General features: G+C 72.7%; 17 protein-coding genes. 13 read left to right on the top strand and 4 right to left on the bottom strand.

What is annotated here, in order from left to right:
- Nucleotides 1–26: 26 nt before the first annotated feature.
- Both ASD16_RS20225 and ASD16_RS20220 read left to right on the top strand, forming a co-directional pair.
- Entirely contained in the window at nucleotides 27–803 is a 777-nt protein-coding gene (locus ASD16_RS20225; RefSeq protein ID WP_055922539.1) for an ABC transporter permease, read from the top strand.
- Nucleotides 804–820: 17 nt separating this feature from the next.
- Nucleotides 821–2,104: a saccharopine dehydrogenase family protein gene (locus ASD16_RS20220; RefSeq protein ID WP_055922536.1), complete on the top strand. Its 1,284-nt coding sequence runs from the start codon at nucleotides 821–823 to the stop codon at nucleotides 2,102–2,104.
- Here ASD16_RS20220 and gabT read toward each other — a convergent pair.
- Nucleotides 2,101–3,447 (bottom strand): 4-aminobutyrate--2-oxoglutarate transaminase, encoded by a 1,347-nt coding sequence (gene gabT, locus ASD16_RS20215; protein WP_055922196.1) that lies wholly within the window; start codon nucleotides 3,445–3,447, stop codon nucleotides 2,101–2,103. The genes ASD16_RS20220 and gabT overlap by 4 nt on opposite strands.
- Nucleotides 3,448–3,653: 206 nt before the next feature.
- Between gabT and ASD16_RS20210 the strand changes: the two genes are divergently transcribed.
- The 3 genes from ASD16_RS20210 to ASD16_RS20200 all read left to right on the top strand — a co-directional run bounded on the left by ASD16_RS20210 (nucleotide 3,654) and on the right by ASD16_RS20200 (nucleotide 7,202).
- Nucleotides 3,654–4,964, top strand: a complete 1,311-nt coding sequence (locus ASD16_RS20210) for an RIP metalloprotease (RefSeq protein ID WP_055922193.1) — start codon at nucleotides 3,654–3,656, stop codon at nucleotides 4,962–4,964.
- Nucleotides 4,965–5,045: 81 nt separating this feature from the next.
- Nucleotides 5,046–6,206: a flavodoxin-dependent (E)-4-hydroxy-3-methylbut-2-enyl-diphosphate synthase gene (gene ispG / locus ASD16_RS20205; protein WP_055922190.1), complete on the top strand. Its 1,161-nt coding sequence runs from the start codon at nucleotides 5,046–5,048 to the stop codon at nucleotides 6,204–6,206.
- Nucleotides 6,207–6,287: 81 nt separating this feature from the next.
- Complete coding sequence (locus tag ASD16_RS20200; RefSeq protein WP_055922187.1) at nucleotides 6,288–7,202, top strand: DUF4081 domain-containing GNAT family N-acetyltransferase; 915 nt, start codon at nucleotides 6,288–6,290, stop codon at nucleotides 7,200–7,202.
- 4 nt (nucleotides 7,203–7,206) lie between these two features.
- Here the strand turns inward: ASD16_RS20200 and ASD16_RS20195 are convergent, their stop codons facing one another.
- On the bottom strand, nucleotides 7,207–8,097 hold the full coding sequence (locus ASD16_RS20195; protein WP_055922184.1) for an Fpg/Nei family DNA glycosylase: 891 nt from the start codon (nucleotides 8,095–8,097) through the stop codon (nucleotides 7,207–7,209).
- Between the two features lie 66 nt (nucleotides 8,098–8,163).
- On the opposite strand from ASD16_RS20195, the gene ASD16_RS20190 reads away from it, so the two are divergent.
- Nucleotides 8,164–9,960: a proline--tRNA ligase gene (locus ASD16_RS20190; protein WP_055922182.1), complete on the top strand. Its 1,797-nt coding sequence runs from the start codon at nucleotides 8,164–8,166 to the stop codon at nucleotides 9,958–9,960.
- A gap of 143 nt (nucleotides 9,961–10,103) precedes the next feature.
- On the opposite strand, the gene ASD16_RS20185 is transcribed toward ASD16_RS20190, so the two are convergent.
- Entirely contained in the window at nucleotides 10,104–11,153 is a 1,050-nt protein-coding gene (locus ASD16_RS20185; RefSeq protein WP_055922179.1) for a DUF4439 domain-containing protein, read from the bottom strand.
- Between the two features lie 129 nt (nucleotides 11,154–11,282).
- Here ASD16_RS20185 and rimP point away from each other — a divergent pair, with 129 nt between their 5' ends.
- The 5 genes from rimP (at nucleotide 11,283) to rbfA (ending at nucleotide 16,853) form a co-directional block, all read left to right on the top strand.
- Nucleotides 11,283–11,867, top strand: a complete 585-nt coding sequence (gene rimP, locus ASD16_RS20180; protein ID WP_055922176.1) for a ribosome maturation factor RimP — start codon at nucleotides 11,283–11,285, stop codon at nucleotides 11,865–11,867.
- 1 nt (nucleotide 11,868) lies between these two features.
- Nucleotides 11,869–12,921, top strand: a complete 1,053-nt coding sequence (nusA, locus tag ASD16_RS20175) for a transcription termination factor NusA (RefSeq protein WP_055922172.1) — start codon at nucleotides 11,869–11,871, stop codon at nucleotides 12,919–12,921.
- Between the two features lie 116 nt (nucleotides 12,922–13,037).
- A complete protein-coding gene (locus tag ASD16_RS20170) occupies nucleotides 13,038–13,304 on the top strand; it encodes a YlxR family protein (protein ID WP_055922169.1) in 267 nt (88 codons plus the stop codon).
- Nucleotides 13,305–13,452: 148 nt separating this feature from the next.
- Nucleotides 13,453–16,335 carry a translation initiation factor IF-2 gene (infB, locus tag ASD16_RS20165; protein WP_055922167.1) on the top strand — a complete coding sequence of 961 codons (2,883 nt, stop codon included), beginning with the start codon at nucleotides 13,453–13,455 and terminating at the stop codon, nucleotides 16,333–16,335.
- 80 nt (nucleotides 16,336–16,415) lie between these two features.
- Nucleotides 16,416–16,853, top strand: a complete 438-nt coding sequence (gene rbfA / locus ASD16_RS20160; RefSeq protein WP_055922164.1) for a 30S ribosome-binding factor RbfA — start codon at nucleotides 16,416–16,418, stop codon at nucleotides 16,851–16,853.
- A 53-nt stretch (nucleotides 16,854–16,906) separates the two neighbouring features.
- Here the strand turns inward: rbfA and ASD16_RS20155 are convergent, their stop codons facing one another.
- A complete protein-coding gene (locus ASD16_RS20155) occupies nucleotides 16,907–18,343 on the bottom strand; it encodes an MFS transporter (protein WP_235523462.1) in 1,437 nt (478 codons plus the stop codon).
- Nucleotides 18,344–18,416: 73 nt separating this feature from the next.
- On the opposite strand from ASD16_RS20155, the gene ASD16_RS20150 reads away from it, so the two are divergent.
- Nucleotides 18,417–19,010 (top strand): TetR/AcrR family transcriptional regulator, encoded by a 594-nt coding sequence (locus ASD16_RS20150; protein WP_235523460.1) that lies wholly within the window; start codon nucleotides 18,417–18,419, stop codon nucleotides 19,008–19,010.
- On the top strand, nucleotides 19,007–19,948 hold the full coding sequence (truB, locus tag ASD16_RS20145) for a tRNA pseudouridine(55) synthase TruB (protein WP_055922160.1): 942 nt from the start codon (nucleotides 19,007–19,009) through the stop codon (nucleotides 19,946–19,948). Before ASD16_RS20150 ends, truB begins: the two co-directional genes overlap by 4 nt.
- The last annotated feature ends 114 nt before the right edge of the window (nucleotides 19,949–20,062 follow it).

The following is a 20,062-nucleotide window of genomic DNA, read 5'->3' as shown; positions in this document are numbered from 1 at the left end:
GCGTTCGCCGTCGGCGGGTGGGCGACATGATCGTCCCGATCTTCGCCGCGCTCGCGTTCGTCTACCTGCTGGTCCCGGTCGCCTACACCGTCGTGTTCTCGTTCAACGACGCCGGCAAGACCAACCTCGTGTGGCAGGGCTTCACGCTGGAGAACTGGCAGAACCCCTGCGGCGCGCCGCAGGTGTGCGAGGCGTTCGCCAACTCCCTGCAGGTCGGCGTCGTCTCGACACTGATCGCGACGGCACTGGGCACGCTCGTCGCGATCGCGCTGGTCCGGTTCCGGTTCCGGGGGCGTGCGTCGACGAACCTGCTGATCTTCCTGCCGATGTCGACGCCGGAGGTCGTGCTCGGTGCGGCCCTGCTCGCGCAGTTCCTCACCGTGCGCGTCCCGCTCGGCTTCGGCACGGTCGTCGCGGCGCACGTGCTGTTCTGCATCAGCTTCGTCGTCGTGACCGTCAAGGCGCGCGTCTCCAGCCTGGACCCCGCGCTCGAGGAGGCCGCCGCCGACCTGTACGCGTCCCCGTGGCAGGCGTTCTGGCGCGTCACGTTCCCGCTGCTGATCCCGGGCATCGCCGCGGCGGCGCTGCTCGCGTTCAGCCTCAGCTTCGACGACTTCATCGTCACCAACTTCACGTCCGGCTCGTACACGACGTTCCCCAAGTTCGTGTACGTCTCCGCGACCCGCGGCATCCCGCCGCAGGCCAACGTGATCAGCTCGTTCATGTTCGTCCTGGCCCTCGCGATCGTGGTGCTGGTCCAGGTGCTCGGCTACGCCCGGAGCAAGCGGCTCCGGACCCGTTGAACGCGGAGGCACGGCTCGTGCGGATCCTGGTGGTCGGAAGTGGCGGGGTGGGCGACGCGGTCGCCCGGATCGCGGCTCGTCGGACGTTCTTCGAGCGGCTCGTCGTGGCGGACGTGGACCTGGGCCGCGCGCAGCGGACCGTCGAGGCGGCGAGCGCGCACGACGTGGTGGGCGGCCGGATCGTGGCCGCGGTGGTCGACGCGTCGAGCGCGTCCGCCGTGGAGGCGCTGGTGCGGGAGCACGGCGCGACGCACGTGCTGAACGCGGTCGACCCGCGGTTCGTGCTGCCGATCTTCGAGGGCGTGCACGCGGCTGGTGCCCACTACCTCGACATGGCCATGTCGCTGTCCCGCGCGCACCCCGAGCGACCGTACGAGCTGCCGGGGGTCAAGCTGGGCGACGAGCAGTTCGCGCAGTCGGCCGGGTGGGAGGCCGACGGGCAGCTGGCCCTGGTCGGCATCGGCGTGGAGCCGGGGCTGTCGGACGTGTTCGCCCGGTACGCCGCCGACCACCTGTTCTCGGCGATCGACGAGCTCGGCGTGCGCGACGGTGCCAACCTCGAGGTGGTCGGCGACGACGGGGAGCCGATCTTCGCGCCCTCGTTCTCCATCTGGACGACGATCGAGGAGTGCCTCAACCCGCCGGTGATCTGGTCGGCCGACCGCGCGGAGGCCGGGGCCGGGCTGGAGGACGGCTGGTTCACCGTCGCACCGTTCCACGAGCCGGAGGTGTTCCGGTTCCCCGACCCGATCGGCGACGTCGAGTGCGTGCACGTGGAGCACGAGGAGGTCCTCCTCATGCCCCGCTGGGTCGACGCCCGCACGGTGACCTTCAAGTACGGGCTGGGTGAGGAGTTCATCGGCGTGCTCCGGACGCTGCACCGCCTGGGCCTCGACCGGACGGAACCCGTGACGGTCCGCGGCGTGCAGGTGAGCCCGCGCGACGTGGTCGCCGCGGCCCTGCCCGACCCGGCGACCATCGGCCCCCGGATGACCGGGTCGACGTGTGCCGGGCTGCTGGTGACGGGCACGGGCGTCGACGGCGCGCCGCGCGAGGTGTACCTGTACCACCTGGTCGACAACGCCTGGTCGATGGCCGAGTACGGGGCGCAGTGCGTCGTGTGGCAGACCGCCGTCAACCCCGTCGTCGCGCTCGAGCTCCTGGCGGCCGGCACCTGGTCCGGGGCGGGCGTGCTCGGCCCCGAGGCGTTCGACGCCGTCCCGTTCCTCGAGCTTCTCGCCGCGCCGACCCCGCAGGGCTACGGCTCGCCGTGGGGCCTGGAGGAGCGCGACCCCGCCTAGAGAGCGCGGACCGCGTCCTCGAGCACGGTGAGTGCCTCGTCGAGGAGGTCGTGCCCGATCACCAGCGGGGGGAGCAGGCGCAGGACGTTCCCCCAGGTCCCGCAGGTGAGGACCAGGACGCCCTGTGCCGCGCACGCCGCGGCGACCTGCTGGGCGGCGGCCTTGTCGGGCTCGAGCGTCCCGGGCTTGACCAGCTCGAGCGCCAGCATGGCGCCCCGGCCACGGACGTCCGCCACGGCGGGGACCTCGTCCCGCAGGGCCGTCAGGCGGGGGACGACCGCCGCCTCGATCGCCCGCGCGGCGGCCGCCAGGTCGTCGCGCTCGTAGATCTCGAGCGAGGCCAGGGCCGCTGCGCACGCGAGTGGGTTGCCCCCGAACGTGCCGCCGAGCCCGCCCGCGTGCACGGCGTCGAGCAGCTCCGCACGCCCGGTGACCGCGCCGAGCGGGAGGCCGCCCGCGATGCCCTTCGCCATGGCGACGAGGTCGGGGACGACGCCCTCGTGGTCCATGGCGAACATCGCGCCGGTGCGCGCGAACCCCGTCTGCACCTCGTCGGCGACCAGCACGATCCCGCGGTCGGCCGCCCACCCGGCGAGCGTGGACAGGAACCCGTCCGCCGGGACGACGAACCCGCCCTCCCCGAGGATCGGCTCGACGACGAGTGCGGCCACCTGGTCGGCGCCCACCTGGCGCTCGGCGACGCCGATGGCCCGCAGAGCCGCCTGCCGGCCGGTCATCCCGGCGGGGTCGCGCAGCGGGTAGGACGCCGGCACGCGGTAGACCTCGCCGGCGAACGGTCCGAAGCCCGTCTTGTAGGGCATGGCCCGCGCGGTCATCGCCATCGTGAGGTTGGTGCGGCCGTGGTAGGCGTGGTCGAGCACCAGGACCGCCGGCCGGCCGGTGGCACGGCGCGCGATCTTCACGGCGTTCTCGACGGCCTCCGCACCCGAGTTCACCAGGACCGACTTCTTGTCGTGCGTGCCGGGGGTGATGCGCGCCAGTGCCTCGCACACGGCGACGTACTCCTCGTACGGGCTGATCATGAAGCAGGTGTGCGTGAAGTCCGCCGCCTGCGCGGAGACCGCCGCGGTGACCTCCGGGGCGCTCGCCCCGACGGACGTGACCGCGATCCCCGAGCCCAGGTCGATCAGCACGTTCCCGTCCACGTCCTCGATCACCGCGCCCGCCGCCCGTGCCACGTAGACCGGCAGCGTCGACGACACGCCGGCCGCGACCGCGGCTGCGCGCCGCTCGCCGAGGGCGACCGAGTTGGGTCCCGGGATCGGCGTGTGCAGGACGCGGCGCTGCTCGAGCGGAGGTGCGGGGGTGGAAACGGTGGTCATAGGGGGACGCTAGTGCCGATCTCGTACTCGGGAAAGGAACCCACGACGAAATCCGCCGACCGGCGGACCGCCTTCCGGGTGGACCGATCGGGTGACCATGGCGTGCGTCCAGGAGGTTCCCAGGGACACGAGGCAAGATGTCCCCGCGGAGTCGGCGAGACCCCGTTCTCCCGCGCGTGCGTGCGGGACCGTTGACGGAGGGGTCGATGGAGTACCTGGTCGCTGTGCTGATCGTGTTCGTGGTGCTTCTGCTGTCCATCGGGCTGCACGAGGTCGGCCACATGGTGCCCGCCAAGCGCTTCGGCGTCCGGGTGAGCCACTACATGGTCGGCTTCGGGCCGACTCTCTGGTCGCGCACCAAGGGTGAGACGGAGTACGGCTTCAAGGCCATCCCGCTCGGCGGCTACGTGCGGCTCGTCGGCATGTACCCGCCCGACGCCGCCGTGGGCAACCCACCCGCGCGCACCTGGCTCGGCCGGCTCGCGCGCGACGCCCGGCAGGCCAGCGCCGACGAGATCCGGCCCGGGCAGGACCCGCGGGCCTTCTACCACCTGTCGACGCCGAAGAAGCTGGTCGTGATGCTCGGCGGGCCGGTGATGAACCTCGTCATCGCCTTCTTCCTCATGGCGATCGTGCTGGTCGGTATCGGGCTCCCGACGACCACCACCCACCTCGCCAGCGTCTCCCAGTGCGTCGTCCCGGTCGGCGCCGACGCGTCGCGCGAGTGCACGGCGGCCGACGAGGCCGCACCGGCAGCCGCGGCCGGCATCGAGCCGGGGGACACCGTCGTGTCCTACGACGGCACCGAGATCACGTCCTGGGACCAGCTCTCCCTCCTGATCCGCGCCTCGGGCTCCGACGCCGTCCCGATCGTCGTCGAGCGCGACGGCGAGCTGGTGGACCTCACGATCACGCCCGTCGTCGCGCAGCGTCCTGCGGTCGACGAGAACAACGAGTACATCCTCGACAGCGACGATGAGCCCGTCATGCAGGAGGTCGGCTTCCTCGGCATCACCCCCGCGCAGGAGATGGTCCGGCAGTCACCGCTCGACGTCGTCGGCGACGTCGCCAACACCACCTGGCAGACGATCACGGTCGTCGGCACGCTGCCCGCGCGCGTCGGTGACCTGATCGAGGCGCAGGTGAACGGAACCCCGCGGGACGCCAACAGCATCATCGGCGTGGTCGGCGTCGGCCGGTTCGCCGGGGAGATCGCGTCGACCGACGGGATCGAGTGGCAGATCAAGGCCGCGGCGCTCCTCCAGCTGCTCGCCGCGCTGAACATCGCCCTGTTCGTCTTCAACCTCATCCCGCTCCCGCCGCTCGACGGCGGGCACGTGGCCGCAGCCCTCTGGGAAGGCGGTCGACGCCAGGTCGCGCGGCTGCGCGGGCTGCCCCGCCCCGGCCCGTTCGACTCGGCGAAGCTGGTCCCGCTCGCGTACTCGGTGTTCGTCCTGCTCGGGGCGGTGGGTCTGCTGCTCATCTACGCCGACATCGTCAACCCGGTGCAGATCTGACGCGTGCGGGTACCGGGGTGATCTCGTGCACACCGGCCCCTGCGGGCAGGCGCGCGACCTCCCGGGTGCGATGATGAACGGGTGAGCATCCCGATCAGCCTCGGCATGCCGGAGGCGCCCCCCTTGGTCCTGGCACCCCGGCGCAAGACCCGCAAGATCAAGGTCGGCAAGATCGACGTCGGCGGTGACGCCCCCGTCAGCGTCCAGTCGATGTGCACGACGCAGACCACCGACATCAACTCGACGCTCCAGCAGATCGCCGAGCTGACCGCGGCCGGCTGCGACATCGTCCGCGTGGCCGTCCCGACGCAGGACGACGCCGACGCGCTGCCGGCCATCGCGCACAAGTCGCAGATCCCCGTCATCGCGGACATCCACTTCCAGCCGAAGTACGTCTTCGCGGCCATCGACGCCGGCTGCGCCGCGGTCCGCGTCAACCCGGGAAACATCCGCAAGTTCGACGACCAGGTCAAGGAGATCGCCCGCGCGGCGACCGACGCCGGCACGTCGATCCGGATCGGCGTCAACGCCGGCTCGCTGGACCCGCGCCTGCTGGCCAAGTACGGCAAGGCCACCCCGGAGGCGCTCGTCGAGTCGGCCGTCTGGGAGGCGTCGCTCTTCGAGGAGCACGGCTTCCGCGACTTCAAGATCTCGGTCAAGCACAACGACCCCGTGATCATGGTCCGCGCCTACGAGCTGCTCTCCGAGCGCGGCGACTGGCCGCTGCACCTCGGCGTGACCGAGGCCGGCCCCGCGTTCCAGGGCACCATCAAGTCCGCGACCGCGTTCGGCGCCCTGCTCAGCAAGGGCATCGGTGACACCATCCGCGTGTCCCTGTCCGCGCCGCCGGTCGAGGAGGTCAAGGTCGGGATCCAGATCCTGCAGTCCCTCAACCTGCGCCCCCGCAAGCTCGAGATCGTCTCGTGCCCGTCGTGCGGTCGCGCCCAGGTCGACGTCTACTCGCTCGCCGAGCGCGTCACCGCCGGCCTCGAGGGCATGGAGGTCCCGCTGCGCGTCGCCGTCATGGGCTGCGTCGTCAACGGCCCGGGTGAGGCCCGCGAGGCCGACCTGGGGGTCGCGTCCGGCAACGGCAAGGGCCAGATCTTCGTGCGGGGCGAGGTCATCAAGACCGTGCCCGAGGCGCTGATCGTCGAGACCCTCATCGAGGAGGCCATGCGCCTCGCCGAGAGCATGGATCCCGTGGAGTCCGGCGACGGTGCGCCGGTCGTCACCGTCGGCTGAACGGGTGCTGCCGCCCAGAGTTCTCCTGATTGACGTGTCGGACATGGGGTGAAACCGACGCCTGTGGTGCAGGATCGACCCATGGTGCAACGCCGCGCTGCTCTGCTCGACGGTCGGGCTGGGGGTCGGGTCCTCGGGGACGTCGACCTCGACGCCGCCCTGGCCGTCTGCGCGCGGGACGCCGTCGGCTCGGTCCTGGCCACCGCTCGCCTCGAGCAGGCGGTCGGGCGGACGCTGCGTGCCGCGGGCGGGACCCTGTGGGGCTACGAGGAGGGCGGCGAGCTCCTGGCCGTCTGCTACGCCGGCGCGAACATGGTCCCGGTCGTCCCCGTGGAGGACCCCCACGTGGTGAGCCGGGCGCTGGACGCCTTCGCCGGGCTCGCGCGCGGGCAGGGTCGGCGCTGCTCGTCGATCGTCGGGCCCGCCGAGGCCGTGCTCGGGCTGTGGGGACGGCTCCGCTACTTCTGGCCGGCCGCGCGGGAGGTCCGCGAGGACCAGCCGTCGATGGTCATCGAGCACGCACCGCTGATCACCGCGGACCCCCGCGTCCGCCGGTCCCGGCCCGAGGAGTTCGACATCGTGCTCCCGGCGTGCGTCCGGATGTTCACCGAGGAGGTCGGCTACTCGCCGGTCAGCGGCCCCGGGGGGCCGTACGAGACGCGGGTGCACGGCCTGATCTCCCAGGGGCGCTCGTTCGTGCGCATCGACCCGTCCGACGGTGCTGCGGGTCGCCGGGGCTCCGCCGACGTCGTCTTCAAGGCCGAGCTCGGTGCCGTCGCCGGGGGAGTGGCGCAGGTCCAGGGCGTGTGGGTGGCACCCGACCGGCGCGGCGAACGGCTGTCCGAGACCGGGATGGCGGCCGTGGTGCAGATCGCCCGCGGCGAGGTGGCGCCGCTGGTGTCCCTCTACGTGAACAGCTACAACACGCGGGCGCTCGCCGCGTACCGCGCGGTGGGCTTCCGCCAGGTCGGCACGTACGCGACCGTCCTCTTCTGACGCCTCAGCGCAGCAGCCGCGACATCCTCCGGTCGGCGAGCGGCTTGCCGCCCGTCTGGCAGGTCGGGCAGTACTGCAGCGACGAGTCCGCGAACGACACCTCGTGCACCGTGTCCCCGCACGGCACGTCGTCCCACCCCGGGCACGGCTGACCCGTCCGTCCGTGCACCTTCATGCCGCGCCGCTTGGCGTCCTTGAGCTCGGTCGCGGGCTTGCCGGACGCCGACCCCACGGCACCGGTGAGGACCTCGCGGATCGCCTCCCACAGGACCCGGGTGCGGTCCGCGTCGAACGACTTCGTCATCGCGAACGGGCTCATCCGGGCCGCGAGCAGGATCTCGTCCGAGTACGCGTTGCCGATCCCTGCGATCGTGCCCTGGTCGCGCAGCAGACCCTTGACCTGCTGGTTGCGCGACGCGAGCAGCTCGGCCAGACGGTCCTCGGTGAACTCGTCGGACAGCGGCTCCACCCCCAGCGTCGCGATCTGCGGGACGTCGGTCGGGTCCTCGACCACGTGCACCGCGAGCCGCTTGCGGGTGCCCGCCTCGGTCAGGTCGAACCCGGACCCGTCGTCGAGGCGCACCCGCAGCGCGAGCGGTGACTTCCCGGGCCGCACGGGGTTGGTCGACAGCTGCTCCGACCAGCGGACCCAGCCGGCGCGCGACAGGTGCCAGACCAGGTGCAGCGGCTCGCCCGTCGGCCGCACGACCATGAGGTCCAGCCACTTGCCGTGCCGCTGGACGTCGACCACCGTGCCGCCGACGAGCGCGTCCGGCGGCGGCTTGAACGTCTTCAGCGCGCTGATCGCGCCGATCGACACCTCGGTCACGGCGTGACCGTCCGTACGCCCGCGCAGGAACTGCGCGAGCGCCTCGACCTCGGGAAGCTCTGGCACGGGCCCATCGTGGCCCATGCCGGAATCACGTGCGAGCCACTCGGCACGGGCAACTAGGCTCCGTGCATGCTCATCCGCCTGTCCCAGCTCTTCTTCCGCACGCTGCGGGAGGACCCGGTCGACGCCGAGGTCGCCAGCCACCGTCTGCTCGTGCGCGCGGGCTACATCCGCCGCGCCGCCCCCGGCATCTACACCTGGCTGCCGCTCGGCCTGCGCGTGCTCGCCAAGGTCGAGCAGGTCGTCCGCGAGGAGATGGCCGCGGCCGGCGCCCAGGAGGTCCACTTCCCGGCGCTGCTGCCCAAGGAGCCGTACGAGGCGACGGGGCGCTGGACCGAGTACGGGCCGAACATCTTCCGCCTGAAGGACCGCAAGGGCGGTGACTACCTGCTCGCGCCGACGCACGAGGAGATGTTCACGCTGCTGGTCAAGGACCTGTACTCCTCGTACAAGGACCTGCCGCTCGCGCTCTACCAGATCCAGACCAAGTACCGCGACGAGGCACGTCCGCGCGCCGGGCTCATCCGCGGGCGCGAGTTCATCATGAAGGACGCCTACTCGTTCGACGTCGACGACGCCGGGCTCGAGGCCTCCTACCAGGCGCAGCGCGACGCCTACCGCCGCATCTTCGACCGGCTCGGGCTCGAGTACGTCATCGTCGCCGCGACGTCGGGTGCCATGGGGGGCTCGCGCTCCGAGGAGTTCCTCACCCCGACGGCCATCGGCGAGGACACGTTCGTGCGCTCGCCGGGTGGCTACGCCGCGAATGTCGAGGCCGTCACGACGGTCGTGCCCGACGCCGTGCCGTTCGACGACGCCCCGGCCACGCACGTCGAGGACACCCCGGACACGCCGACCATCGACACGCTCGTCGCCGTCGCCAACGAGCGGTTCGCGCGGCCGGACCGCGCCTGGACCGCGGCCGACACGCTGAAGAACGTCGTCCTGGCCCTCGTGCACCCGAGCGGCGAGCGCGAGCTGCTCGTCGTCGGGCTGCCCGGCGACCGCGAGGTGGACCTCAAGCGCCTCGAGGCGGCCGTCGCGCCGGCCGAGGTCGAGGCCGCCGGAGACGCCGACTTCGCACCGCACCCGGAGCTGGTCCGCGGCTACCTCGGACCCGACGTGCTGGGCCCGAACGTCCCGGTCGCCGACGGTGCCGAGCGCACCGCCATCCGCTACCTGCTCGACCCGCGCGTCGTGCCGGGCACCCGGTGGATCACCGGCGCGAACGAGCACGGCAAGCACGTGTTCGACCTCGTCGCCGGTCGGGACTTCACTGCCGACGGCACGGTCGAGGCGGCCGAGGTCCGCGCCGGCGACCCGGCTCCGGACGGCTCCGGCCCGCTCGAGCTGGCGCGCGGCATCGAGATCGGCCACATCTTCGCGCTCGGTCGCAAGTACGCCCAGGCGCTCGGCCTGACCGTCCTGGACCAGAACGGCAAGGCGCAGGTGGTGACGATGGGCTCCTACGGCATCGGTGTCACCCGCGTGCTGGCCGCGCTCGCCGAGGCCAACAACGACGAGCGCGGGCTGGCCTGGCCGGCGCACGTCGCCCCGGCGCACGTCCACGTCGTCGCCGCGGGCAAGGACCCGGCGGTGTTCGAGGCGGCGGACGCGATCGCCACCGAGCTGTCGTCGCGCGGCGTGGAGGTGCTCTACGACGACCGCGCGGGCAAGGCCACGCCCGGTGTGAAGTTCGCCGACGCGGAGCTCCTCGGTGTCCCGCTGGTGGTCGTCGTCGGCCGCGGGATCGCCGAGGGCGTCGTCGAGGTGCGTCCGCGCGTCGGCGGCACCACCGAGCAGGTCCCGGTCGCCGAGGTGGCGGACCGCGTCGAAGCCCTGGTCACGAACCTGCTCACGGCCTGACCACACCCGCGCAACGTCCGCATGTTCGGTCGCCCTGGCGACCGAACATGCGGACGTCGCCGGTTGGAGGGTGCTGACGTCCGAGCGACCGGCCGCCTGGGCGACCGGATGCTCGGACGTCCCGCCGGGTCGCGCGGGAGGGGTCAGCCCGTCGGCTGCTGGGCGCGCTCTGGGAGGCCGGGGAACGGGACCGGGGTGGCGCCCCAGACGGCGGCGTCGGCGGTCGCCCGGTGAAGGCTCTCGATCAACGACGCCCGGCTCCCGGGCCCGGCCTGGGCGACGGCGTTCGCGTACGCGTCCGCGACAGCGGTCTCGAGCGAGCGCCCGAGGGCGGTCGCGACGGTCGGGTCGTCGAGCCCGGCGGGCAGCGTGTACGAGGCGCGGCGGGGATCCTGCGCAGACCCGTCGATCCCCGCGGCCGCGGCCCACTCCTCGGAGCGGGCGCGGTGCGCGTCGGCACTGGCCTCAGCGGTCGCGCGCTGCTCGGCGGAGAGCTTGGCCGCGATCACCTCGAACCCGTAGCCCGCCTCGTCGTGCACGAGGGCGAGCACACCCATCTCGGTGGCCGACAGGCTGTCGCCGTCCGTGCTGGAAGGGCTCGGTGTCGGGGCGGCCGTGGCGGTCGTCGCGTCGGGGGCCAACGACGGCACCTCGACGCCGGTGGCCTGCGCGAGGCGCGTGGCCAGCTCCCCGCGGGACGTCGCGACCGAGGCGACGAGCCGGGCGAGCGGGGCGTCGGTCACGGCGTCGGCGTCCGCCAGGGCTGTGCGCGTCGCCGACGCGAGCTGCTCCAGGACGTCGGCCACGGATGCTGCCGTCGTCGTCGGAGCGCTGGTCGTGGGGGAGCCCGTGGGTGCGGGCAGGCCGGACACGTAGACGCCGCCGAGCTGGTCGGCGTGCTGGTCGGAGAAGCCGGTGACGTCCGCGAGCACGGGAGCGACCGGCTCGACGGCGCCGTCGGGCAGGAGCGCTGCCGCGGTCGCCGCGGCGGAGAGGGCGAGCGAGTCGGCGACGGTCCGGGCACGGACCTGCTCGACGGCGTCGGGGCTGGGCTCCACAGGCGGAGGCGTCTCCACCCGCAGGCCGCACGCCGCGAGCGTGAGAACCGTCACTGCGACGGCGAGCGCGCGGACGACAGCGCTCCCCGGGCGCGCGTGATCGCGGTGGCCTGCAGGGTTCTGGTCCGCGCTCATCGCCGGTGATCCTGCCATGCCGCGGGGCCGCGGCCGTCGGGCACGCCCGGACTCGTTACTGTGGTCCCACAACATCACAGGGTCGCAACGTCGCTCGCCGACGACCCGCTGGACCGACAGGAGGCTGACATGGTCGCGCCAGCACACCCGACACACGCTGACCGCGTCCGGGACGTCGTGGAGCCCGCCGTCGACGCAGCAGGCCTTCTGCTCGAGGACGTCACCGTGCGCAAGGCAGGGTCGCGGTCGGTCGTCGAGGTGGTCCTCGACGTCACGGAGGACGACGAGACCGGCCTGGACCTCGACCGCGTGGCCGAGGCCACCCGAGCGGTCTCCGACGCCCTGGACGCCGCCGACATCATCGTCGGCGAGTACACGCTCGACGTGATGAGCCCCGGGGTCGACCGCCCGCTGACCGAGCGCCGCCACTTCACGCACGCCGTCGGGCACCTGGTCACGGTGACCCTGCTGGACGGCGGCTCGCTGACCGGGCGGCTGACCGAGGTGGACCGCTCCGACGACGCGATCGTCGTGGTGCCGGTGACGCCCGGGCTCAAGGGGCGCAAGCCGGTGGTGGGCGAGCCCGTCCGCGTGTCCCTGTCGGACGTGCGCCACGCGCACGTCGAGGTGGACCTGTCGGGCATCGGCCCTGTGGACGACGTGGACCCAGACGAGATGGCCGGCCGCGACGCCGCTGCCGGCAAGGAGAGCTGAGATGGACATCGACATGCAGACGCTGCGGCTGCTCGAGCGCGAACGGGAGATCAGCCTCGACGTGCTGGTCTCCGCGATCGAGCAGGCGCTGCTGTCCGCCTACCACCGGACGCCGGGCGCCCAGACGCGGGCGCGGGTCGAGGTGGACCGCAAGACCGGGCACGTGACCGTGTGGGCCCGTGAGGCCGCCCCCGTGGGCGAGCCCGACGACGAGGGCGTCCTGCCGCCGCCCGGGCCCGACGGCCCCGAGTTCGACGACACCCCCGCCGGCTTCGGGCGCATCGCGACCGCGACGGCCCGCCAGGTCATCGTGCAGCGCCTGCGCGACGCCGAGGACGACCAGGTGCTCGGGGCGTTCCGCGGCAAGGAGGGCGAGGTCCTCGGTGGGGTCATCCAGCAGGGGCGTGACCCGCGCACCGTGCTGATCGACGTGGGTGGCACCGAGGCGGTCCTGCCCGCGCACGAGCAGGTCCCCGGCGAGGAGTACGTCCACGGCGACAGGATCCGTGGCTACGTCCTCGAGGTCGCCCGCGGCCAGCGCGGCCCGCAGGTGACCCTGTCCCGCACGCATCCGAACCTGGTGCGCAAGCTCTTCGAGCTGGAGGTTCCCGAGGTCGCCGACGGCACGGTGGAGATCACCGCGATGGCGCGCGAGGCGGGGCACCGCACCAAGATGTCCGTCCGTGCGACCGTCCCCGGCGTCAACGCCAAGGGCGCCTGCATCGGCCCGATGGGCGGCCGCGTGCGGGCCGTCATGGCGGAGCTGCACGGCGAGAAGATCGACATCGTCGACCACGCGGACGACCCGGCGGAGATGATCGCTCACGCCCTGTCGCCGGCGCGGGTGCTCTCGGTGACGGTCGTCGATCCCGTGGCGCGCGCCGCCCGCGTCATCGTGCCGGACTACCAGCTGTCGCTGGCGATCGGCAAGGAGGGCCAGAACGCCCGCCTCGCCGCCAAGCTCACCGGATGGCGCATCGACATCCGCTCGGACGCCGAGGTGCCCGAAGGTGCTTCCTCGGGCGCCCATGATGGTGCGGACGGCAGTGAGTGACCTCACGTGTGACGCCGCCGGAGCCGCGGCGCGGTAGACTTGCTGCGGCTGGGCCGGATGTCCGGCTCCTCCCGTCGAGCCGGCGGACCCCACAGACACCCGAAGGTGTCTCTGGCATGGGTCCGCTCCGCACGTGCGTGGGGTGCCGAGCCACCGGCCCGAGGTCAGCCCTGCTGAGGGTGGTCGCCGTCCAGGACGAACTCGTCGTGGACGTCGCTCGCCGGATGCCGGGCAGGGGGGCATGGCTGCACCCCGATCCTGGATGTCTCGAGAAGGCCGAACGCCGGCGAGCGTTCGGGCGTGCCCTGCGAGTAGCGGGGCAGCCCGACACGAGCGCGGTCCACCGCCACCTCGAGCAGCAGGAGCAGGACGTCGTCGGGTAGTTCCCGGTGGCGAGGCCGATCGTCGATACGGAAAGCGGGTTGGAAGCCGATGGCTGCCCGATGAGCACGCACCGATGAGTACCCAGCGATGAGTACCCAGTACTAACGACGGTCCGACCCTGTCCGGGCGGACCGAGACAGGAGAGATGTGGCCAAGGTCCGCGTCTACGAGCTCGCCAAAGAGCTCGGGGTCGACAGCAAGACCATCATGACCAAGCTGAACGAGTTCGGTGAATTCGTCCGCTCGGCATCCTCGACCATCGAACCGCCGGTCGTCCGCAAGCTGCGGGACACCTACCCGGTCGGTGGCGGAGGTTCCGCCCCCGCAGCACCCGCCCCGAAGGCGCCGGCACGCCCGGCGCCCGCCCCGGCGGCCGCTGCCCCCACTGCACCCGCACCCGCCGCACCGGTCGAGGCCCCGCGCCCCGCACCGGCGGCAGCTGCGCCCGCCGCCCCTGCTGCCCCCGCAGCCCCGGCTCCGGCAACCCCCGCCCCGGCACGTCCGGCTCCCGCGCGCCCGGCCCCGGCCGCCGCGCAGGCGCCCGCCGCCTCGGCAACGGCCGCTCCCTCGAGCCCGGCCGTCCGTCCCGGCCCGCGTCAGGCCCCGCCTGCCGCCCGCCCGGGCAACAACCCGTTCGCGCCGTCGCAGGGCATGCCCCGCCAGGGCGAGCGCCCCGGTGGCGGCGGTCCTCGTCCGCCGCGCCCGGGAAACAACCCGTTCGCGCCGTCGCAGGGCATGCCGCGTCCGGGCGACCGTGACCGGCGTCCCGCCGCTGCCGAGGGTGCTCCGGCCGCCTCGGCCGGCGAGCGTCCCGGCGGTCCCCGTCCCGGCGGTCCCCGCCCGGGTGGTCCCCGTCCCAACCCGGGCATGATGCCGGGCAAGACGTCCAGCGGCGTCGGCCGTCCCGGTGAGCGTCCGGCCGGCCCTGGTGGCCGTGGCGGACCCGGCGGTGCCGGTGGCGGTGCGCGCGGCGGCTACGCCGGTCGTCCCGGCGGCGGTGGCGGTGCGCCCGGTGGCGCTCCCGGTGGCGGTGGCGGTTTCGCCGGTCGTCCCGGTGGCGGTGGCGGTCGTCCCGGCGGTGCCGGTCGCGGCAGCACGCAGGGTGCGTTCGGTCGTGCGGGCGGTCGTCCCGTCCGTGGCCGCAAGTCGAAGCGTGCGAAGCGTCAAGAGTTCGAGCAGATGCAGGCCCCCTCGCTGGGTGGCGTGCAGGTTCCTCGCGGCAACGGCAAGACCGTCGTCCGCCTGCGCCACGGCTCGTCGCTGAACGACTTCGCCGACAAGATCGACGCCAACCCGGCCGCGCTGGTCACCGTGCTGTTCCACCTCGGTGAGATGGCCACGGCGACGCAGTCGCTGGACGAGGACACGTTCGGCACGCTGGCCGAGGAGCTCGGCTACATCATCGAGATGGTGTCGGCCGAGGAGGAGGACCGCGAGCTGCTCGGGGCCTTCGACATCGACCTGGATGCCGAGCTCGAGGCCGAGGGCGACGACGACCTGACGGCGCGTCCGCCGGTCGTCACCGTCATGGGTCACGTCGACCACGGAAAGACCAAGCTCCTCGACGCCATCCGTCAGACGGACGTCGTCGCGGGCGAGGCCGGCGGGATCACCCAGCACATCGGCGCCTACCAGGTGCACACCGTGCACGAGGGCACCGACCGTGCCGTCACGTTCATCGACACCCCGGGCCACGAGGCGTTCACCGCCATGCGTGCCCGTGGTGCGCAGGTGACTGACATCGCGATCCTCGTGGTCGCAGCCGACGACGGCGTGATGCCGCAGACCATCGAGGCGCTCAACCACGCCCAGGCGGCCGGCGTCCCGATCGTGGTCGCGGTCAACAAGGTGGACAAGGAGGGGGCCAACCCCGACAAGATCCGCCAGCAGCTCACCGAGTACAACCTGGTGGCCGAGGAGTACGGCGGCGACACGATGTTCGTCAACGTCTCCGCGAAGCAGAACGTCGGCATCGACCAGCTGCTCGAGGCGGTCCTCCTCACGGCGGACGCGGCCCTGGACCTGCGGGCCAACGCCGACAAGGACGCTCGTGGTGTCGCCATCGAGGCGAACCTCGACAAGGGCCGCGGTGCCGTCGCGACGGTGCTCGTGCAGTCCGGCACGCTGAACGTCGGCGACTCGATCGTCGCCGGTACGGCGTACGGTCGAGTCCGCGCGATGTTCGACGAGCACGGTGAGCCGGTCCTCGTGGCCGGTCCGTCGCGCCCCGTCCAGGTGCTCGGCCTGACCTCGGTGCCCCGCGCCGGCGACACGTTCATCGTGGCTCCGGACGACCGCACCGCGCGTCAGATCGGCGAGAAGCGCGAGGCGGCCGAGCGTGCCGCCCTCCTGGCCAAGCGTCGCAAGCGCATCAGCCTCGAGGACTTCACGCAGGCGCTCCAGCAGGGCAAGGTCGAGACCCTCAACCTGGTCCTCAAGGGCGACGTCTCCGGTGCCGTCGAGGCGCTCGAGGACGCACTGCTCAAGATCGACGTGGGCGAGGAGGTCGAGCTGCGGGTCATCCACCGTGGGGTGGGTGCCATCACGCAGAACGACGTCAACCTGGCCACCGTCGACTCGGCGATCATCATCGGCTTCAACGTCAAGTACGCGGAGCGCGTCGAGGAGCTGGCTGACCGCGAGGGCGTCGACGTGCGCTTCTACTCGGTCATCTACCAGGCGATCGACGACGTCGAGGCGGCCCTCAAGGGCATGCTCAAGCCGGAGTACGAGGAGGTGCAGCTCGGTTCCGCCGAGGTGCGCGAGGTCTTCCGGTCGTCGAAGTTCGGCAACATCGCCGGCTCGATCGTCCGGTCGGGCCTCATCCGACGGAACACGAAGGCGCGCGTCACGCGTGGTGGCAAGGTCGTCGGCGACAACCTGACGATCGAGTCGCTCAAGCGGTTCAAGGACGACGCCACGGAGGTCCGCGAGGGCTTCGAGTGCGGTATCGGCCTGGGGTCGTTCAACGACGTCGAGATCGGCGACACCATCGAGACCTGGGAGATGCGCGAGAAGCCTCGCGCCTGACCTCAGTGATCACCAACCGCAGGGCGGGCGAGAAACTCGCCCGCCCTGCGGTCTCTCACCTAGACAGAAGGAGCGATCCGATGGCGGACACAGCCCGCGCCCGCAAGCTCAGCGAGCGCATCCAGCAGGTCGTCGCGCAGATGCTCGACACCCGGATCAAGGACCCGCGCCTGGGCTTCGTCACCGTCACCGACGTCCGCGTGACCGGTGACCTCCAGCACGCCGACGTCTTCTACACGGTGCTCGGCGACGACGCCGCGCGCACCGACACCGCTGCCGCGCTGGAGAGCGCGAAGGGGATCATCCGCTCCGAGGTGGGCAAGCAGACCGGCATCCGGCTGACCCCGTCGCTGGACTTCCACCTCGACGCGCTGCCGGACACGTCGGCACAACTGGACGCCGCGCTGCTCGAGGCGGCCCGTCGGGACCGCGAGGTCGCGGCGCTGGCCGCCCAGGCGAGCTTCGCGGGCGACGCGGACCCGTACAAGAAGGCCGACGAGGACGCGACGGACGACTGACCCACGCACGACGGCGCCCCCTGGAGCTCCAGGGGGCGCCGTCGTGCTCTGCGTCAGAGGCGTTGGCGTCCCGTGTCGCGCGGCATCCACACCAGCACCATGAGGGCCCCGAGCGCCACCACGACCGCGGCGACGAGGGCCGCAGGCTGCAGACCGGCGACATAGCCGTCGGGGGTCAGGGTGCCGTCCGACGCGGTGAACACCGCGACGAGCGCGGCGACGCCCAGCGCCCCGCCGATCTCGCGGATCGTCGCGTTGACCGAGCTGGCGGTGCCGTGGTCGTCGGGCGCCATGTCGAAGAGCACGGCCGTCGCGCTCGGCGCGAAGGTCAGACCCATGCCGATGCCGGCCAGGGCGAGCCCGGGCACGAGGTCGGCGTAGACGAGACCGTCGGTGGAGACGATGAGCCCCTGCCACGCCAGTCCAGCGGCCTGCAGGGCGAGCCCCGCGGCGAGGAGCGGGCGCACCCCGACGCGGGGAGCGAGCATCCCGGCGATCGGCGCGAAGATCATCGGCGCGGCCGTCCACGGCAGCGTGCGGATGCCGGCCTCCAGAGGCGTGAAGCCCATCCCGATCTGCAGGTACTGGGCGAGCAGGAACACGAGGCCGAAGACGCCGAACGAGAACACCAGCGCGCTCCCGTTGGCCACGGCGAACGAGCGCACCCGGAACAGCCGCAGCGGGATCAGCGGGTGGTCGGTGTGCGACTCGCGGAGCAGGAAGGCGCCGAGCAGGAGGGCGCCGAGCAGCATGCCGCCGACGACCGTGACCGAGCCCCAGCCGTCGTCGTTGCCCCGGATGATCGCCCAGACGAGCGAGAGGATGCCGGCACCCGCCAGGGCCAGCCCGGCGAGGTCGAGCGGCTGACGTCGGCCGTGCGACTCCGGCAGCGCCCACAGCACGAGCGGGACGGCGACGACGGCCACCGGGACGTTGATCCAGAAGATGGCCTCCCACGAGATCCCGTCGACCACGGCGCCGCCGATCACGGGTCCGAGTGCGACGCCGAGCCCGGAGACGCCGCCCCAGACCCCGATCGCCATCGCGCGTCGGGCGGCAGGGACGGCGCCGGCGAGCAGCGTGAGGGACAGCGGCATGATCGCCGCGGCGCCGGCGCCCTGCACCGCGCGGGCGGCGATGAGCAGCTCGGCGCTGGTGGCCAGGGCCGAGGCGATCGAGGCGAGCGCGAACACGACGATGCCGGCGACGAACACCCGGCGGCGTCCCCACCGGTCGCCCAGGGTCGCGGCGGCGATCATCAGGGTGGCGAAGCTGAGCGTGTAGGCGTTCACCATCCACTGCAGCTGCTCGAGGGTGGCGGACAGCTCAGTGCGCAGGACGGGGAGCGCGGTGGTCATGACGAGGTTGTCGAGGGTCGCCATGAACATCGGCACGGACGCGGCGATGAGCGCGACGGCCGTGCCGCGGCGGCGCCGCACGGGAGGTGGCGCGACGGGCAGCCCGGCCGGTGCCGGCATCGTGACGGTCACGAGGGTCTCCTTGTTGGCATTGATTGATTACTAACAAGAGCGACCGTAGGCATCGGCTGATAACATGTCAACCATGTCTCAGGAGCAGCCCGTCGACTGGACGGCGAAGAAGCCGGTCCCGCGCATGTCCGGCGCCCAGCGCCGCGCCGAGATCCTCGTCGCCGCCCGCAAGGTGTTCGCGGAGCGCGGGTACGCGGCCAGCACGGACGAGGTGGCCCGCGCCGCAGGCGTGTCCCAGCCGTACGTCGTGCGGCTGTTCGGCACCAAGCGCGAGCTCTTCCTCGAGGCCTACTCCGAGGCCAGCGCGCAGATCCTCGCGACGCTCGGTGCGGTGCCGGCCGGACCGGAGGCGGGGCACGCGATGGGCGATGCGTACGTGAGCCTCCTGGCGGACCGCGACCTGCTGCGCCTGGTCATGCACGGGTTCATCGCCGGTGCCGACCAGGAGGTGGGCCGCGTCGCGCGGCACACGCTGGGGGAGGCGTTCCGTCTCTTCCGGGAGCGGTCCGGTGCCGATGACGAGACGGCCCGCATCTTCGTCGCGCAGGGCATGCTCATCAACGTGCTCCTCGCCGTCGACGCGCCGGCGCACCGTGGCGAGGACGGTGGCCTGGACGCGCTCGTGCAGTGCGTGGAGGACGGCATCGCCGAGCGGCGCACAGCGTGACGCGGACGGAGCCGGGGCCCAGGCGGCCGACCGCCGCGGACGGCGTGGTCGTCGTCGACAAGCCCGCCGGGTGGACCAGCCACGACGTCGTCGCGCGCATGCGCCGCCTGGCGAGCACCCGCAAGGTCGGGCACGCGGGCACGCTCGACCCCATGGCGACCGGCGTCCTCGTGGTGGGCATCGGTCGTGCGACGCGGCTGCTGACCTACATCGTCGGCGCCGACAAGGAGTACACCGCGACCATCCGGCTCGGCGTCACGACGACCACCGACGACGCCGAGGGGGAGGTGCTGGCCACGGTCGACGCCTCGGGCGTCACGTCCGCCGACGTGCTCGCGGGAGCGGCTGCCCTCACGGGCGCTATCCAGCAGGTGCCCAGCGCCGTCTCCGCGATCAAGGTCGACGGCCAGCGCGCGTACGCCCGCGTCCGTGCTGGTGAGGACGTCGAGCTGGCCGCGCGTCCGGTCACCGTCAGCCGGTTCGACGTGCACGACGTGCGCCCGGTGCGCACCGACGACGGGTCGCCGGCGCTCGACGTCGACGTGACTGTCGTGGTCTCGTCGGGGACCTACGTCCGTGCCCTCGCCCGCGACCTGGGCGCCGGGCTCGGCGTCGGCGGGCACCTCACCGCGCTGCGGCGGACCCGGGTCGGTGGTTACGGCCTCGACGTCGCCAGGTCGCTCGACGACCTCGGTGCCCTGGCGATGGACGAGCCGATCGACGTGGTGTCCCTCGCCGACTCCGCCCGCGCCACCTTCCCCGTGCGAGACCTCACGCCCGACGAGGCCCGGGCGCTGTCCTACGGGCAGTCGATCGGCGTCGTCGAGGATGCGCCCGCCGCGACGGTGGCGGGTATCGACCAGGACGGCCGGCTCGTGGCACTGCTCGAGGAGCGAGGCGGCACAGTCCGCCCGGCCCTGGTGTTCTCGCCCGCCTGAGCACGGCGCCGCCCGCACCTCCTCCGGACGAATCGTTTCGAGACTCTTCCGATATGTCCGGTTCGGCGGCTACTCTGCGCGGAGCGTCACAGCGCCCCACAGGGTCGTGGGAGC

This window comes from Cellulomonas sp. Root485 (assembly GCF_001426705.1).
In the GTDB taxonomy this organism is placed as follows: Bacteria; Actinomycetota; Actinomycetes; order Actinomycetales; family Cellulomonadaceae; genus Cellulomonas.
Note: the sequence above shows the minus strand (reverse complement) of the source record. Positions and strands in the feature narration are given on the sequence as shown.